The organism is Pseudomonas kribbensis (genome assembly GCF_003352185.1).
GTDB lineage: Bacteria > Pseudomonadota > Gammaproteobacteria > Pseudomonadales > Pseudomonadaceae > Aquipseudomonas > Aquipseudomonas kribbensis.
This window is the reverse complement of the sequence record NZ_CP029608.1, coordinates 791,690-808,814: the sequence shown is the minus strand read 5'-3', so window position 1 is coordinate 808,814 and position 17,125 is coordinate 791,690. Positions and strand designations below refer to the sequence as shown.

Below are 17,125 nucleotides of genomic sequence, written 5' to 3'. Positions count from 1 at the left end.
TGTAGGCATCCACTACAGGGAGTACGACCGATGTCCGATTCCATCACGTTCGATCTGCCCATCAGCGGCATGACCTGCGCCAGTTGCGCCGGCCGCGTCGAGCGCGCCTTGAGCAAAGTCAGCGGCGCCAGTGCCGTCAGCGTCAACCTCGCCACCGAACAGGCCCGGGTGCAGGCCCCCGGCGACAGCCTGCCGGCGCTGATGGAAGCGGTTGAGCGCGCCGGTTACAGCGTGCCGCAGCAAACCGTGGAATTGAACATCGACGGCATGACCTGCGCCTCCTGCGTCGGTCGTGTCGAACGTGCACTCAACAAAGTGCCAGGGGTGAAAAGCGTCAGCGTCAACCTCGCCAACGAACGCGCCCACCTCGAGCTGCTCGGCGCAGTCGACCCACAAGCCCTGATCACTGCCGTGAGCAAGGCCGGTTATTCGGCCAGCCTCTTCGAACATGAACACCAGACCGACAATCATCAGCAACGCCTGAATCACGAGCGCTGGGCGCTGATCTGCGCCATCGCCCTCGCCTTACCGCTGGTGTTGCCGATGCTGCTGCAACCGTTCGGTATTCACTGGATGCTCCCGGCCTGGGCGCAATTCACCCTCGCCACTCCGGTGCAATTCATCTTCGGTGCACGTTTTTATGTGGCCGCGTGGAAAGCCGTGCGCGCCGGGGCCGGCAACATGGATTTGCTGGTGGCCCTCGGCACCAGCGCCGGTTACGGCTTGAGTCTCTATGAATGGGCCACGACCACCGAGGGCATGCCGCATCTGTATTTCGAAGCCTCGGCGGTGGTCATCGCGCTGGTGCTGCTCGGCAAGTACCTGGAAAGCCGCGCCAAACGCCAGACCGCCAGCGCCATCCGCGCACTGGAAGCGCTGCGGCCGGAGCGGGCGATTCAAGTCATCGATGGCCGCGAACAGGACGTCGCCATCAGCGCCCTGCGCCTCGGCGATCTCGTAATGGTCAAACCCGGTGAACGTTTCCCGGTGGACGGCGAGGTGCTGGAAGGCCAGAGCCATGCCGACGAAGCGCTGATCAGCGGCGAAAGCCTGCCGGTGCCCAAGCAGCCGGGGGACAAGGTCACCGGCGGCGCGATCAACGGCGAAGGCCGCTTGCTGGTGAGCACCACGGCGCTCGGTGCGGAAAGCGTGCTGGCGCGGATCATCCGTCTGGTGGAAGACGCTCAGGCCGCGAAGGCGCCGATCCAGAAACTGGTGGATAAAGTCAGTCAGGTGTTCGTGCCGACGGTTCTGCTGCTGGCCCTCGCCACGCTGATCGGCTGGTGGCTCTACGGTGCGCCGCTGGAAACCGCGTTGATAAACGCCGTCGCGGTGCTGGTGATCGCCTGCCCCTGCGCCCTCGGTCTGGCGACACCGACCGCGATCATGGCCGGCACCGGTGTCGCCGCTCGCCACGGGATTTTGATCAAGGACGCCGAAGCGCTGGAGCGCGCCCATGAAGTCAGCGCCGTGGTGTTCGACAAGACCGGTACCCTGACCTCCGGCACCCCACGCATCGCGCATTTCAGTGCGATCGACGGTGATGAAAACGCTCTGCTGACAGCGGCCGGCGCGCTGCAACGCGGCAGTGAACACCCCTTGGCCAAAGCAGTGCTGGATGCCTGTGCCGAACGCAATCTGACGGTGCCCGACGTCAGCGACAGCCAGTCCCTGACCGGTCGTGGCATCGCCGGCCATCTCGACGGTCGGCGCCTGGCGCTGGGCAATCGTCGACTACTGGAAGAAACCGGTCTGGACGCCGGCACGCTGGCGGAGTCCGCCAAGGCCTGGGAAACCGAAGGCCGGACACTGTCGTGGCTGATCGAACAAAGCCCCGAACCCCGAGTACTCGGTCTGTTCGCCTTCGGCGACACCCTCAAGCCCGGCGCACTGCATGCGGTGCGACAACTGGCTGCGCGACATATCCACAGCCACTTGCTGACCGGCGACAACCGTGGCAGCGCCCGCGTCGTCGCCGAAGCGCTGGGCATCGAGAACGTCCACGCCGAGGTGTTGCCAGCAGACAAAGCCGCCACCGTCGCCGAACTGAAGAAAACCGGGGTCGTGGCCATGGTCGGCGACGGCATCAACGACGCCCCGGCACTGGCCGCTGCCGACATCGGCATCGCCATGGGTGGCGGCACCGACGTGGCCATGCACGCCGCCGGCATCACCCTGATGCGCGGCGACCCGCGACTGGTGCCGGCCGCGCTGGAGATCAGCCGCAAGACCTACGCGAAGATCCGCCAGAACCTGTTCTGGGCCTTCGTCTACAACCTGATCGGCATTCCGCTGGCGGCGTTCGGCTTGCTCAATCCGGTGCTGGCCGGCGCGGCAATGGCCCTGTCGAGCGTCAGTGTGGTGAGCAATGCGCTACTGTTGAAAACCTGGAAACCCGAGGATCTGGAGGACAATCGATGAACATCGGCCAAGCGGCCCGCCACAGTGGCCTGAGCGCGAAGATGATTCGTTATTACGAGTCAATCGGCCTGCTCAAGGCCGCCCATCGCACCGACAGCGGCTATCGCGTTTACGGCGACGATGACCTGCATACCCTGGCATTCATCAAACGCTCCCGGGACCTGGGCTTTTCGCTGGAAGAAGTCGGCAAACTGCTGACGCTCTGGCAGGACCGCCAGCGCGCCAGCGCCGATGTGAAGGCCCTGGCCCGCCAGCACATCGACGAGCTGAATCAGAAGATCCGCGAACTCGGCGAGCTGCGCGACACCCTGCAGGACCTAGTGGAACACTGCAACGGCGACCACCGCCCGGACTGCCCGATCCTCAAGGAACTGGCGTCGGGCTGCTGCGCGCAACCCGCCCGCGCCTGAGCAACAGGATCTTCATCGACAGCACAGTGACGAGGGGAATGCCGTGGAACAGCAGCACCACGGCACCCGGCGCCCACCCGTTGTAGAACGGTGCGGCGATCAGCATGCCGACACCGAACCCGGTCATCTGCAACAGCGTCAGGAAGCTGAATATCGGCAGGCGCAGGGGTTCCGGCTCCCGTTGCAACCGTGACATCAGCCCCACTTCCGAGAATCCGTCGCCCAGCCCGGCCGGCAACGAAAACAGCAACAGCCCGACAACGCTGTGCTGCTGGAACATCAGGATGAAACCGCAAGACATCAGCAGCACGCCGCCGAAGTAGCGACGCTCCAGATGGATATTGTCAGAGCCGTTCAGGCGACTGGCGATTCGTGCGCCCAGCAGTTTGCCGACGGCCCTGACTGCGAGCATCAGGCCCAGCGTGGTGCTCGCCGAGTCCGGCGTGAGCAGTCTGGAAATGATCGGAAATCCGACGTTGTGCGCAGCGCTGCCCAAGGTGTCGGCCATCGTGACCGCCAGCATCGCGGCAACCACCGGGGCACTGCGCAATCCCTGCAACAACGCCGACCACTCACCCTGTTTAGCGCTAGATTCGGTCACCGGCTCCGGTGCGCTGAACCGCAGCGGCACGATCAACAGCGCCGCCAACAGATAGGTCAGCGCATTCAGCGCAAACACCATTTCAAAACCGAATCCCGCGACCAGCAACCCGGACACCAGACTGCCGCCGACCATCGCCATGGAAGAGGCGGACGTGATCCACGCATTGGTCTTGAGCAACTGCGCCGGCTCGATCAATCGCGGCAACTGGCTGTTGAGGCCGATGGCGAACATCGAATTGCCAAAGCCCAGGCCGAACGCAATCAGCGGCAGCAACAGCGCCTGCTGACTGACCGGCACGATCAGCAACAACCCCAGCACAGCGGCGCGCAGCAGATCGTAGACCATCAACGGCAAGCGACCGCTGCATCGGCGATAGAACGCGGTGCCGATCAGGCTGGCGAAAATCCCCCCGCCCACGCGACTGGCCAGGAAGATCCCGACGCTCATGGCGCTGTTGCTCAGCAGGTAGACATAAGTGGCCAGCGCCACCATGTTCAGGAAAGCGCCGAAATCGGAAATCAGCCGCGCCGTGATGATCAGCCGGGCATTGCGGGAGGTGGTGGTCACAATCAATCCTTGAATGTGTAAAACCCGGCCGAAGCCGGGTTTTCTTTTTCAGATGCTCACTGCATCCACGGTGGCGGAGGCGGTTCGTCGGACTTGCCTTTCGGCGCATCCTCTGCCGCGCGGATGGCTTGCTTGCGCTCCTCGTCCAGACGCGCCGCTTCGATCTCGCGCAGCACCCCGCCGACATCGGCCAGGTCCTCGGGATCGTCGAACTCGCCGGTCAGCACGCTGGCCGGGTGCAACGTACCTGCTTCGTACAACGCCCACATTTCCTTGGCGTACCGGGTCTTCTTCAGCTCCGGGGCGAAGCGGCCGAAGTACGACGCCATGTTGCCCACGTCACGCTCGAGCATGCTGAACGCGTGGTTGTTGCCGGCGGCGTCCACCGCTTGCGGCAGGTCGATGATGACCGGGCCGGTCGGCGTCAGCAGCACGTTGAACTCCGAGAGGTCACCGTGCACCAGACCGGTACACAACATCAGCACGATCTGCGAAATCAGGAACGCGTGATATTCGCGGGCCTGATCCGGTTCCAGCACCACGTCGTTCAGACGCGGCGCGGCATCACCGTATTCATCGGCCACCAGCTCCATCAGCAGCACGCCTTCGAGGAAGTCGTACGGCTTGGGCACCCGCACCCCGGCGTTGGCCAGGCGGAACAGCGCCGCGACTTCGGCGTTCTGCCAGGCGTCTTCGGCTTCCTTGCGCCCGAACTTGGACCCCTTGGCCATTGCCCGGGCCTGTCGGCTGTTGCGAACCTTGCGGCCTTCCTGATACTCGGCCGCCTGGCGGAAACTGCGTTTGTTCGCCTCCTTGTAGACCTTTGCGCAACGTAACTGATTGCCGCAGCGCACCACATAAACAGCTGCTTCTTTGCCACTCATCAGTGGACGCAGCACTTCGTCGACCAGACCGTCCTCGATCAGGGGTTCAATGCGTTTTGGAGTCTTCATCAGCTTTTATTGTGGGTCCTTTATTGCCAAACACGCGAATGTCACTCGTTATACGGCAATCCCCGCATCACGGGGAAGGGTTGCCGACCTGTGAACCTGTGGATGCACACACTGTGCCGGATCAAATACGTCAATCCACCGCTCTTGTATCGACCGCTGCGAATCATAGCCGAGCCTGTCGAACTTGTTGGCGCAAGGACTTGAGGGCATTTGCGACAGAATCTGACATCCAGTCGCACTCGCTTCGTAAGATTTTTCCCCTTTCGCCTCAATTTCCCTCTTCGGCAGCCGAATTCCTCTGAGACAGAGGAATTTGTCCGACAATCGTTCAAAAAAACTTCGATGTCGCACTCAAGGAAAAGAGTGGCAAACATCGTTTTTCGGCTGCCAAAAAACCGCGAGTCATCTGCACTGCGTGGGCCTACAAGAAAATCTGGAGCGCGGATGAACATCAAACAGAAGTTGACCTGGGCGTTTGCAATCATCGCCTGCTTGCCCGTGGTGCTGGTCGCCACCCTGGTGGTACTGAACCTGCGCAGCGATGCCCGGGAAGGATTTGTCGACAGCAGCGGGCGCGAGATCCGACAGGTCAGCAATGCCATGCAGCTGTTCTTCGACGGCATCAGCCAGAACGTCGATTACCTGGCGGCGCAACCGCTGGTCCAGAGCGCCGATGGCAGCGTAAGAAGCCGCATGAGCGCCAACCCCGACGACACCCGCGACGGTGAAATCGACAAGCAGCTGTTTGCCCTGTTCGAAGGACTGGCCAAATCCCATCCGGCCTATTCCTATGTCTCCTATGGCCTGAACAGCGGCGGCTACGCGTTCTGGCCGGGCGACCCGAAAATGTCCAACTACGATCCGCGCACGCGCCCGTGGTACAAGACCGCCATGGCCAACCCGGGCAAGACCCTGCGCACCGAGGCCTACTACTGGGCCGGCGACGATGCGGTGCTGGTCAGCACCGTGCGCGCGGTGGCCAACCAGTTGGGCGCCCAGGGCGGCGTGGTCAACATCGACGTTTCGCTCAAGCAGCTCACCGAAATCGTCAAACAGATCAAGCTGGGCGAAACCGGCTACCTGATGCTGATGGAAAACAGCGGCACCGTACTGGTAGATCCGAAGCAGCCCGAACACAACTTCAAACGCCTCGACAGTCTCGGCGAGGGCTACGCGCAACTGGCCAAGGCCGGCAAAGGGCTGGTGGAAGTCGAGCTCAACGGCGAGCGCTACATGGCCAACATCTGGCCGTCGGAGCAATTGGGCTGGACCTTTATCGGCCTGATCAAACAGAACGACGTGATGAGTTCGGCCACCAAGCTCACCTGGCTGATCGCAATCATCGCCGCCGTGCTGGCGGTCATCTTCGCGGTGGTCGGCGCCAGTTTCGCCAGCCTGATCGTGCGGCCGATCCGCAGCGTGGCCAGCGGTCTGGAAGGCATCGCCCAGGGCGAAGGCGACCTGACCAAGAACCTCGATATCCGCGGCAGCGATGAAACCGCGCAACTGGCGAGCTGGTTCAACCAGTTCCTCACCGCGATCCGCAGCCTGATCCAGCACATCGGCGGCGCCGCAGGGAAAATCCTCGCCACCTCGCAGAGTTCGACCCGGGTTTCCGGCGACATGGCCGAAGCCGCCGGACGCCAGCGCGAAGCCGTGGACATGGTCTCGACCGCATTCCACGAAATGGTCGCCACCGCCAACGAAGTCGCCCGCTCGTGCAGCCAGGCCGCGGAGTCGGCCGACAGCGGCCAGCGCCAGGCCCGCGAAGGTCAGCAGCAGATCGATGCGGCGGTGCACAGCGTCGATCAACTGAGCCAGGAGCTGGAACAGTCGGCGCAGTCGATGCAGCAACTGGAACGCGACAGCAACGATATCCAGTCCATTCTCGGCACCATCCGCTCCATCGCCGAGCAGACCAACCTGCTGGCGCTCAACGCCGCCATCGAAGCGGCGCGGGCCGGAGAGCAAGGGCGTGGTTTTGCGGTGGTGGCCGATGAGGTTCGCGCACTGGCCAAACGCACGGCTGACTCGACGGCGGAAATCGACGGGCTGCTGGGTAACCTCGCCAAGCGCACCAGCGCCGTGACCCAGCAGATGCGTGCCAGCCTCGATGTGTCGCAGCAATCGGTGGCGCGCATCGGTGAAGCACGGGAAAGCTTTGGCCAGATCCGTGAATCGGTGGATGTGATTCGTGACATGAACACGCAGATTGCTACGGCTGCCGAAGAGCAGCATCAGGTGGCCGAGGACATCAATCGGCATATCAGCCAGATTCATGGTGATGCGCAACTGGTGGCCGAACTGGCCAATTCGGCGCGGCTGGATTCGCAGAGTCTGGCGGGGTTGTCGAATGAGCTGGATGGATTGGTGCGCAGGTTCCGTACCTGAGTAACCTTTGGAATTCCCTCTCTCTTTGAGAGAGGGAACTCCTGTTCTTTCAGCGCTCGATGATGGCCGTCACACCTTGTCCGCCAGCCGCACAAATCGAAATCAACCCACGCCCCCGCCCCGCCGCATCCAGCAACTTCGCCAGATTCGCCACAATCCGCCCGCCCGTCGCGGCAAACGGATGCCCCGCCGCCAGCGAGCTGCCCTTGACGTTCAAGCGGCTGCGGTCAATCGAGCCCAACGGCGCATCCAGCCCCAACCGGGTCTTGCAGTATTCCGGATCCTCCCAGGCCTTCAACGTGCACAACACCTGCGCAGCAAATGCCTCGTGGATTTCGTAGTAGTCGAAATCCTGCAAGGTCAAACCATTGCGCGCCAGCAGGCGCGGCACCGCATACACGGGGGCCATCAGCAGCCCTTCGGCGCCGTTGACGAAATCCACCGCCGCCGCTTCGCCGTCCCGCAGATACGCGAGGATCGGCAAGCCGCGTTCTTTCGCCCACTCTTCACTGCCCAGCAACACCACCGACGCGCCATCGGTCAGCGGTGTGGAGTTGCCGGCGGTCAGCGTGCCCTTGGCGCTTTTCTCGAAAGCCGGTTTCAGGGTCGCGAGTTTTTCCAGGGTCAGGTCCGGACGCAGGTTGTTGTCGCGGGTCAGACCGAGGAACGGGGTCATCAGATCGTTGTGCCAGCCTTCGCTGTAGGACGCCGCCAGTTTGTGGTGACTTTCGAGGGCCAGTTGATCCTGCTCTTCGCGAGGAATGTTCCAGGTCTGCGCCATCAGTTCGCAGTGCTGACCCATCGACAGGCCGGTACGCGGTTCGCCGTTGCGCGGGAATTCGGGGATCAGGTGTTTCGGACGCAATTGCAGGAAAGTCTTGAGTTTGTCGCCGGTGGTCTTGGCGCGGTTGGCTTGCAGGAGGATCTTGCGCAGGCCTTCGCTGACGCTGATCGGCGCGTCCGACGTGGTGTCGACACCGCCGGCAATGCCGCAATCGATCTGGCCGAGCGCGATCTTGTTCGCCACCAGCAGCGCCGCTTCAAGGCCGGTGCCGCAGGCCTGCTGGATGTCATAGGCCGGAGTGGCCGGTGACAGACGCGAGCCGAGCACGCATTCGCGGGTCAGGTTCATATCCCGTGACAATTTCAGCACCGCCCCCGCGACCACTTCACCCATGCGCTGGCCGTGCAGGTTGTAGCGTTCGATCAGGCCTTCCAGGGCGGCGGTGAGCATCACCTGATTGCTCGCGGTGGCGTACGGGCCGTTGGAACGGGCGAACGGAATGCGGTTGCCACCAATGATCGCGACGCGGCGCAGCTGACTCATGAAAAACTCCTTGTGAAATATCCAGTCTGAAAATCGGGCACTGAAAATCCCGCCGGGCCCCAAAAACACCGGGGGCAAACTACTCTGCTGTTCTAGCGTAGGCCTAAATGTGTGGATCGAACGATTGATTGCCCTTCGCAGTCCACACTTTGAACCCCATCTTCTGGAGAGCGTTCCATGTCTGACCGCTATATCGACTTCGCCAACTCGTCCATCGGCCACCGTCTGGTCGGGGCCCTGGGCCTGCCGTCGCCGGTGCGCCTGGAACGCTGGCAGGCCGGGCGCCTGCGGCCGGTGGAGGGCGCGCTGCTGATCGGTGGCGGGCCGCTGGCCGAACGGGTCAGCGCCTTCGCCAACCGGCTGACCGATGCCATTTATCGCTACGGCGACCAGCCTGCGTCTGCCACTCAATGGATTCCCGGCCATGGCCCGAAGCTCAAGGCTGTGGTGTTCGACGCCAGCGATCTGCAGCACACCGACCAGCTCAAGCAGCTGCGCGAGTTCTTCCAGCCGTTGATGAAGAACCTCGACAACAGCGCGCATCTGGTGATCCTCGGCCGCGCCCCGGAAACCCTGCGCGATCCGTTTGCCGCCAGCGCACAGCGCGCACTTGAGGGTTTTTCCCGCTCGCTGGCCAAGGAATTGCGCAGCGGCGGCACGCTGCAATTGATCTACGTGGGCGAAGGCGCCGAGGATCAGCTCGAGGGGCCGCTGCGGTTTTTCCTCTCGCCGAAAAGCGCGTTCGTGTCCGGGCAAGTGATTCGCCTGACCCCTTGCGCCACGCCGGTGACTGACTGGACGCGCCCGCTCGCCGGGCGCAAGGCGCTGGTCACCGGCGCGGCTCGCGGCATCGGTGCCTCCATCGCCGAAACCCTGGCCCGTGACGGCGCCGAAGTGATCCTGCTTGACGTGCCGCCAGCAAAAACCGATCTCGAAGCCCTGGCCGCTCGCCTCGGTGGGCGCGCCATCACCCTCGACATCTGCGCCGAAGACGCCGCCGTGCAACTGATCGAACAGTTGCCGGACGGCCTCGACATTCTGGTGCACAACGCCGGCATCACCCGCGACAAGACCCTGGCCAACATGACGCCCGAGTTCTGGGACGCGGTGCTGGCGGTCAACCTCAACGCGCCGCAGGTACTGACCAAAGCCCTGCTCGACAGCGGTACGTTGCACGACAATGCGCGGGTGATTCTGCTGGCCTCCATCAGCGGCATCGCCGGCAATCGCGGGCAGACCAATTACGCGGCGAGCAAGGCCGGGCTGATCGGGCTGGCTCAGGCCTGGGCACCGACCCTGCTGGAACGTGGCATCAGCATCAACGCCGTGGCGCCGGGATTCATCGAGACCCAGATGACCGCGCACATTCCGTTCGGCCTGCGTGAGGCTGGGCGGCGCATGAGTTCGCTGGGCCAGGGCGGCCTGCCGCAAGACGTTGCCGAGGCGGTAGCGTGGCTGGCGCAACCGGGCACCGGCGCGTTCACCGGGCAGGCGCTGCGGGTCTGTGGACAAAGTGTTCTGGGGGCTTAGGCATGAGCATCGAATGGCACACGTTGCACCGCGAACCGAGCCTGCCGGGGCTGTATGCCCGAGCCGCGACCCGGCGCAAAATCACCGGCACCACTTTGCCCGACAGCGGTTTGCGCTGCTGGGTCGACGTCGACGGCAAACGCCTGGCGGCCTATCGCAAGGTCTGCGGTTTTGCCGATGACGGTCTGCTGCCGCCGACGTATCCACACGTCCTGGCGTTTGCGTTGCAGATGCAATTGCTCACGGACAAGGACTTTCCCTTCCCGCTGCTGGGGCTGATTCACCTGAGCAACCGCATTCGCGTGCTGCGGCCGATGGGTGGGATCAGTCGCGCGCAGGTCAGCGTTCGGGTGCACAACCTGCAACCCCATCCGAAAGGCGCGACGTTCGACCTGCTGACCACCCTCGACGATCAGCTCGGCCCGCTGTGGGAGGCCGAAAGCCAGATGCTCTGCCGAGGCGTGAAACTTGAGGGCGAGGCGCTCGAACAAGCGTGGGAACCTGCGCTGCCCTTGATGCAGGTCGCGCAATGGAAAGCCCCGACAGACATTGGTCGGCAGTACGCCAAAGTCTCCGGCGACTACAACCCGATCCACCTGAGCGCGGCCAGTGCAAAGCTGTTCGGTTTCCCCACCGCCATTGCCCACGGCCTGTGGAACAAGGCACGTACGCTGGCAGCCCTGGCGGATCACCTGCCCCGGGCCAATCTGGAAGTCACCGTGCATTTTCGCAAGCCGGTGCGCCTGCCGAGCGAAGTATCGCTGTTCGCCAGTGCGGCGGGTTCCAGTGGTGAACTGCGCCTGATCGGTGCCGGGGATCTGGAGCACATGGTCGGCAACTGGCAACCGATTGCCTGAATCGATACGCCGCTTCAGCCGCTCTCCCGTCCCTGGCGGCAGGCGGATCACAGCGGCGGAACATGATTAATTGTGTATATAACTTAAGTTTTTACCCCCGCCTCCCACCCGCAAGTCAAACATCAAGCCTTGATTCTCAAGGCTTTTTTTTGCGCGCTTATATCCTCGGCATTAGTTGTTAAGCAGCAGGTTCACCGATCTATATAAAGGCGTTAATACCAACTCGAGAATGGCGTGGATCCAGCCTTGCGATTGATATGAGCACAACGGGCGAAGGCATTGCCGGCAACAGAACCGGCGGGCCATCGAAAACAACGAACGTTGTGACAGGTGCAAGGAATTACCATCATGAAAACCCAAGTGTGGTGCAAATCGGCAACAGCGCTGGCATTGATCCTCTCCCTCGGCCTGACCGGCTGCAGCAGCGGCGGTGGCGGTCATCACAGCAGCTCCAGCAGCTCGACTCCGGACAGTTCCACCGCCGGCACTGGCGGAACCAGCGGCAGCGGCGGTACGACCGGGACCGGCGGCACTGCCGGAACAGGCGGAACAGGTGGCACGGACCCGAGCAATCCAACAAATCCAACCAACCCGACGGATCCGACCAACCCCACCAACCCGAGCACACCCGCTCCACTGGTGACCTCGACGCTGGTGCAGGATGTCGGCAGCACCGTTGCCGGCGTCGGCAGTGGTGTCGGTCAGGTCGGTGATTCCCTCAGTGGTGTTCCCGTGGTCGGCGGTGTCGTGCAAAGCGCCGCCAGGACTGCCGGTAATGTGGTCACCACACTGGGCGACGGCGTGGCCAACGGCCTCGGCAAACTCGGCACGACCGACAACGGTCTGGGCGTCACCGCCTCGGCGGTCGGCGGCGTGGTGCAGGATGTCGGCAACGGCGTGTCTGACCTGAGCGGCAAACTGGCCAGCGCCACCGGCAGCGTTCCCGTGGTCGGCGGTGTGGTCACCAAAGTTGCGCCATTGCTCAACGGGGTGGGTGAAAAAGTCACCATGCTCGGCGATACCCTGAGCACGGCCACAACCACCGGCCCACTCGGTTCGGTGACCAAAGACGTCGGCAACGGTCTCGTACCGGTGATCGCCATGGTCGAAAGCACCACCGACAAACTGGGCAGCGCGACCGGCCTGGGTGCGCCATTGAACGGCGTCCTGCAGAAAGTCGGCAGCACCGTCGACGGCGTGGGCGACAACGTCACAGCGGCCGGTAACGGCAACGCCCTGACCAACACCGTCGGCGGCGCCCTGAGCAACGTCGGCACTGCCGTCGACAAGGCCGGCGGGCTGGTGGACAACGGCACCGGGTCGGGCACCGGCGTGGGTGGCGGACTCGGCGGCGTCGGCAACAATGGCCTGCTGCAAACCGTCGGCGGCGCCGTGGTCAACGTCGGCGCCGGGCTGGGTGCAGGCAACGGCACACTTGGCGCACCGGGTAACGTGCTGGTCTCGGCCGGCAATACCGTGGCTTCGCTCAACACCGTGCTCGGCGGCTCGGGCTCGCCGATCACCAGCCCTACTACGCCTCTGGCCAGCCTGGGCAGCGGCGTCGGCGGCGGGCTCGCGCCAGTCACCAGTGCGGTCACCAACCTGACCCAGAACGTCGGCAGCACCACCGGGCTCGGTGCTCCGGTGGCTGGTATCACCAGCCAGGTGGGCGGTGCGGTGGGTAATCTCGGTGGCGCCATCGCCGCCACCAACAACCCGGTCACCACCGCCGTCGGTGGTCTGGTCAGCAACGTGGGCGGTACCGTGGCGGCGGTCGGCGGGCTGGTCAACGGTGGCGCATCCACCGGTGGTACCGGCACCGCTGGCGGTCTGGGCGGTGTGCTCGGTGGCCTGAGCGGCGCGCTGGGCGGCAACAAACGCTGAATTGCACCTGGCCGATTCGACGGCCGCACCTACAGCGCCTACGCTTGGTTGAAGGCGGAAGATTCCCGTGAGTCTTCCGCTTTTTTTCTTAGGAAAACCCTGCCCGGTGCTGCGGTTTGAACATGGAGTGTCCTATGCGCGTTATGGCATCCCTGCTGTTGCTCAGTCTCAGTTCCACCGCCCTCGCCGACACCCTGCCCAGCTTTCTCAACAGTAACGAAACCATCCGCAACCTGCCGGTGCCGAACCTGCCTGCCGACGCCTACCGGCCGAGCGCAGCCCCGCTGCAAGTCCCGGAACCCGGTGCCGCGGCTGCCGAGCCGTTGATGATGGGCACGAAGATCAACCTGAAAACCGTGCAGATCGAAGGCGGCACGATCTACCCGCTAAACGAGCTGGCAGAGATCTACAAACCGCTGATCGGCCATGAGTCCAGCCTGGCCGACCTGATCGAAGCCACCCGCAACATCACCCGACGCTACCAGAACGACGGCTATCTGCTGTCCTACGCCTTCCTGCCGAAACAGAATTTCGATAACGGTGTGGCGCGCGTAGTGCTGGTGGAAGGCTATGTGCGGGATGTGCAGGTACAGGGCGACGTGGGCCGGGTCAAGGGACTGCTCGACAGACTGGCGGCGAAAATCCAGGCTGAACGTCCTCTGACCCGCAAGACCTTCGAACGCTACACCACCCTGATGACCCGCATTCCCGGCGTCACGATCCAGGCCCAGGTGCCACCGCCGGGAACCACCGACGGCGCGACCACGCTGGTCGCCCAGGCCAGCCGCAAACCCTTCACCAGTTCCCTGAGCACCACCGAAGACAACCGCAAGGGTACTCAAGCCCTGCTCGGCGTGAGCAGCAACTCACAGACATCGATGGGCGAACAGCTGACGCTCAGCGGGCTGTTTCCACCGGGAAAGGATCACGAGCATTACTACCGACTGGACTACAGTCAGTTCCTCGACGCCGAAGGCACGCAACTGAACCTGTCCGCCTCGCGCTACCGTGCCGACCCCGGCACCAACGTCGCGCTGGACAGTGGCCTGGAGCTCAAGCCCCACCGCGAGAACGACCGGTACTCGGTCGGCTTCAGCCTGCCGCTGATTGCCGCCTCGAACGAATTGCTGACCGCCGGAGCACGCCTGTACGCGGTCAACGACAAGACCCGCTATAACGTCATCGGCTACCCGCTGAGCATCGAAGAACGCACCGACATCCGCGCCCTCGCCTTCGAAAGCGACTGGCGCAAGGCCGACGCCCGCCAGTTGCGGATTCTCAGCGGCGGCGTCTATCAAGGGCTGGACAGCATGGGGGCGCACACCAACAACAGCGCCATCGATCTCAACTTCCTGCGCCTGCGCCTTTCCGGGGTGCAGAGCGACAAGTTCTTCGATAACTGGCAAGGCGTGCTGTCCGGCGCGCTGTACTGGACCGACGACACCCTGCCCGACAGCGAACGCGCGGTGTTCGGCGGGCAGAACTTCGGCCGTGGCTACCCGGACGATCAGGCGTCCGGCGACAAGGGCTGGGGCGTGGCTTACGAGATCAACTACAGCTTCAACCGCGACGGCAACTGGGTGCGCATCCTGCAACCCTATGTCGTGCTCGACCGTTCCCGCAGCTGGTTCAACCAGTTGCCGGTGCAGGCCAACAGCCTGTCATCGGCAGCCGTGGGCCTCCGATTTGGCGATGCCAAGTACTACAACATCGCCCTGGAAGCGGCCAAACCCATGTCGGATGAAGCGCTGGATACCTACAACCGCCGGCCGCGCTACAGCATCAGCTTCAGCTATCAGCTGTAGCCATCGCGCGTCGGATTGAAGTTCTTTCGCAGTGACCGTCAGCCTTGAGACCACCGACGGTCACTGCAGCGGTCTCAGGACTCAGGAAACATTGACCCTGGGCTTGGGAAACAGGTTGTCGAGGGTTTCCAGCAGCCGCACGTGATAGATCGGCTTGCGGAACAGATCCAGCACCTGCAGGCGCAGCATGTCGCTGACATCCTCCATGTCCGCATGCCCCGAGGTCACGATCACCGGCAAATGCTGGCGCGAGGTGTGTTCGCGCAGGCGTTTGATCAGCGACATGCCGCTCTCTTCGGGCATGCGCAGATCGGTGATCACCAGGGCGATGTCGGGATGGCGGGTCAGATGATGAAGGGCGAGCTTCACCGAGGTCGCGGTATGACAGACGAAGCCCTCGCCCTCCAGCAACTCCGCCAACTCGAGCAATGCGTCCTCTTCATCGTCAACCAGAAGCAACTGTTGGCGGGGCAGTGAAGAAGCAGTCATTGGTCAATCCCTGAGAAGCTGAAGGTGGAACCGAGTGTAGTGCGAGATTCGCCACCCATCGAGTCAGGGTAACTGCGTCGGCGCAGTCTGTGCCGTACCGCCCAGCGCCACGAGGATGTTGTTGAAGATCGCCAGCACCTTGGCGCCTACCGGCGTCACGAACACCACAACCACAATGGCGACCATCGCCACCACAATTGCGTACTCGATGGCCGACGCGGCTTCGGTGCTTGCCAGGAACGACCGGGCACGCATCATCAGGTATTCGAAGAACATGGACATTCTCCTTCATGCCCGGGATCTTCCGGGCACCGGAAAGCCAATGATCGGGGCAATGCCTGAACGCTCCTGCTCAGCAGCAGACAGGCATCGACAGAGGGAGAGAGCGTTCGGTCAAGGTATGCCGGGCTTGGTCGGAGCAGTGCCACCGAGCGAGGTCAGGATCGCGCTGAAAATATTGAAGACCTTGGTGCCCATCGGTGTCACGAACACCACGACCACCACCGCCACCATCGCTACCACGATCGCGTACTCGATAGCCGAAGCGCCTTCCTCACTCTTGAAAAACAAACGGGCCCTGGCCAGCAGATAATCGAGAATCATACGTCCACTCCTTTGCGCCCATGGCGCCGATGTCGCGACAGCGGCAAAGCTTCCACCGTGCTATCTGAGCATTGTCAACAAAGCCCCCGTCAACAACTGTAAGAACGGATTAATCACAAAGCGTTAATCGCTTCGTCGACTGCCATGATTTCGACTGCTAATTGGCCAACACCCATACTTTCGTAGGTTATTTGCCGGCCAGTAATGGCGTTTTGGCTTGTTTCAGCTAGCGTGGAAATAGCGAAATAGTTGGATGTTCATAGCTGCCTGATTGCGATGTTCCCTTGGTTGGAAGTGCGGGCTGGTAGTGCAGCAGGAAAGGGAGAGCCGTCATGAACAGTCGTGTCACCATGGGTCTTGCCGCCGTGCTTCTGCTGGGGGCCATCGTCGTCGGCTACTGGGGCCTGGTGCTCAGCCGGCAACCGGCACCGGTTGCCGAGGCACCGGCGCCTGCGGTGGTCACCGTGGAAAAGACCGTCGCCGCCGCCGAAGACCAGACCCGCCAGCCAGTGGTGGTGCTGGTGCATGACGTACCGCCGTTCACCCCGCTCACCGCCGCCGACCTGGCCATCGAGAAACTGCGCAGCGCCCCCGCCGGCAGCCTGAGTGCCATCGATCAGGCCGTGGGCCGCACACCATGGCGCCACCTGAGTGCCGGCACCTGGCTCAACGCTGAAAGCTTCGAAGCGGGCGGCGCGCTGGCGCGCATGATCCACAGCGACGAGCGCGCGCTGGCGGTGTCGGTCGATGAAGTCATCGGTGCCGCCGGGCAACTGATGCCCGGCGATTACGTCGATGTGTTGCTGTACCTGCGTCAGGACGCCAGCAATCCGCAACAGTCAGCGCAGATTGTGGTGCCGGCGATGCGCGTACTCGGCGTCGGCGAACAGTACGGCCTGACCAACGACGGTCAGCCGGCCACACCCGCGCTGAGCGCCGACGACAAACTCAAACAGGATCAGCGCCGACTCACCGCGCGCACCGTGGTGCTGGCGGTGCCGGAACAACTGCTGAGCCGGATGATGCTCGCCACTCAGGTCGGGACGTTGCGCCTGGCGGTGCGCAGCAGTGAGGAACAGCGCCTGGCCAAATACTGGGCCGGCGAAAACCAGGCACCGGACAAACTGGTGGCCGCCAACAGCCAACTCTTCCAGTTCACCCAGCTTGCGCTGGGCGCTGCGCCGAAAATCCCGCCCAGCGGCGAGCACAGCAGTGCAACGCGGCCGGCGGTGGAAGTGATTCGCGGCAATCAGATCACCCAACAGAACCCATGACAGAGCAAGG

14 protein-coding genes and 1 pseudogene are annotated in these 17,125 nt (G+C 63.2%); 9 read left to right on the top strand and 6 right to left on the bottom strand.

The genetic code is table 11. From position 1 onward, the window contains the following. Positions 1-30: 30 nt before the first annotated feature. Together DLD99_RS03655 and cueR are read left to right on the top strand one after the other, a co-directional pair. Positions 31-2,421: a heavy metal translocating P-type ATPase gene (locus DLD99_RS03655; protein ID WP_114881305.1), complete on the top strand. Its 2,391-nt coding sequence runs from the start codon at positions 31-33 to the stop codon at positions 2,419-2,421. Further along, the gene (gene cueR, locus DLD99_RS03650; protein WP_025111722.1) at positions 2,418-2,831 is read left to right on the top strand and encodes a Cu(I)-responsive transcriptional regulator; all 414 of its coding nucleotides are present in this window, start codon (positions 2,418-2,420) and stop codon (positions 2,829-2,831) included. Before DLD99_RS03655 ends, cueR begins: the two co-directional genes overlap by 4 nt. On the opposite strand, the gene DLD99_RS03645 is transcribed toward cueR, so the two are convergent. Then, positions 2,785-4,002: an MFS transporter gene (locus tag DLD99_RS03645; RefSeq protein WP_114881304.1), complete on the bottom strand. Its 1,218-nt coding sequence runs from the start codon at positions 4,000-4,002 to the stop codon at positions 2,785-2,787. The genes cueR and DLD99_RS03645 overlap by 47 nt on opposite strands. 56 nt (positions 4,003-4,058) lie before the next feature. Then, on the bottom strand, positions 4,059-4,955 hold the full coding sequence (locus tag DLD99_RS03640) for a PA4780 family RIO1-like protein kinase (protein WP_085711266.1): 897 nt from the start codon (positions 4,953-4,955) through the stop codon (positions 4,059-4,061). Between the two features lie 342 nt (positions 4,956-5,297). Here DLD99_RS03640 and DLD99_RS29585 point away from each other — a divergent pair. Further along, positions 5,298-6,440, top strand: a pseudogene (locus DLD99_RS29585) (cache domain-containing protein); the annotation flags it as partial. 138 nt (positions 6,441-6,578) lie between these two features. Next, positions 6,579-7,346 (top strand): methyl-accepting chemotaxis protein, encoded by a 768-nt coding sequence (locus DLD99_RS29580; protein WP_371850984.1) that lies wholly within the window; start codon positions 6,579-6,581, stop codon positions 7,344-7,346. A 49-nt stretch (positions 7,347-7,395) separates the two neighbouring features. Here DLD99_RS29580 and DLD99_RS03630 read toward each other — a convergent pair whose 3' ends face one another. Continuing rightward, entirely contained in the window at positions 7,396-8,673 is a 1,278-nt protein-coding gene (locus tag DLD99_RS03630) for an acetyl-CoA C-acetyltransferase (protein WP_085711264.1), read from the bottom strand. Between the two features lie 177 nt (positions 8,674-8,850). Between DLD99_RS03630 and DLD99_RS03625 the strand changes: the two genes are divergently transcribed. The 4 genes from DLD99_RS03625 (at position 8,851) to DLD99_RS03610 (ending at position 14,749) form a co-directional block, all read left to right on the top strand. After that, positions 8,851-10,203: a 3-oxoacyl-ACP reductase gene (locus DLD99_RS03625; protein ID WP_114881302.1), complete on the top strand. Its 1,353-nt coding sequence runs from the start codon at positions 8,851-8,853 to the stop codon at positions 10,201-10,203. A gap of 2 nt (positions 10,204-10,205) precedes the next feature. After that, positions 10,206-11,060 (top strand): MaoC family dehydratase, encoded by an 855-nt coding sequence (locus DLD99_RS03620; protein WP_114881301.1) that lies wholly within the window; start codon positions 10,206-10,208, stop codon positions 11,058-11,060. A gap of 348 nt (positions 11,061-11,408) precedes the next feature. Continuing rightward, on the top strand, positions 11,409-12,944 hold the full coding sequence (locus DLD99_RS03615; protein ID WP_114881300.1) for a collagen-like triple helix repeat-containing protein: 1,536 nt from the start codon (positions 11,409-11,411) through the stop codon (positions 12,942-12,944). A 134-nt stretch (positions 12,945-13,078) separates the two neighbouring features. After that, positions 13,079-14,749 carry a ShlB/FhaC/HecB family hemolysin secretion/activation protein gene (locus DLD99_RS03610; protein ID WP_114881299.1) on the top strand — a complete coding sequence of 557 codons (1,671 nt, stop codon included), beginning with the start codon at positions 13,079-13,081 and terminating at the stop codon, positions 14,747-14,749. A gap of 81 nt (positions 14,750-14,830) precedes the next feature. Here DLD99_RS03610 and DLD99_RS03605 read toward each other — a convergent pair whose 3' ends face one another. From DLD99_RS03605 to DLD99_RS03595, 3 genes are all read right to left on the bottom strand, one after another. Further along, positions 14,831-15,238 (bottom strand): response regulator, encoded by a 408-nt coding sequence (locus tag DLD99_RS03605; RefSeq protein WP_085732763.1) that lies wholly within the window; start codon positions 15,236-15,238, stop codon positions 14,831-14,833. Positions 15,239-15,301: 63 nt separating this feature from the next. Beyond that, positions 15,302-15,514 carry a Flp family type IVb pilin gene (locus tag DLD99_RS03600; protein ID WP_114881298.1) on the bottom strand — a complete coding sequence of 71 codons (213 nt, stop codon included), beginning with the start codon at positions 15,512-15,514 and terminating at the stop codon, positions 15,302-15,304. 117 nt (positions 15,515-15,631) lie between these two features. Further along, on the bottom strand, positions 15,632-15,841 hold the full coding sequence (locus DLD99_RS03595) for a Flp family type IVb pilin (RefSeq protein WP_085711257.1): 210 nt from the start codon (positions 15,839-15,841) through the stop codon (positions 15,632-15,634). A 332-nt stretch (positions 15,842-16,173) separates the two neighbouring features. Here DLD99_RS03595 and cpaB point away from each other — a divergent pair, with 332 nt between their 5' ends. Beyond that, complete coding sequence (gene cpaB / locus DLD99_RS03590; protein ID WP_114881297.1) at positions 16,174-17,115, top strand: Flp pilus assembly protein CpaB; 942 nt, start codon at positions 16,174-16,176, stop codon at positions 17,113-17,115. Positions 17,116-17,125: the final 10 nt, after the last annotated feature.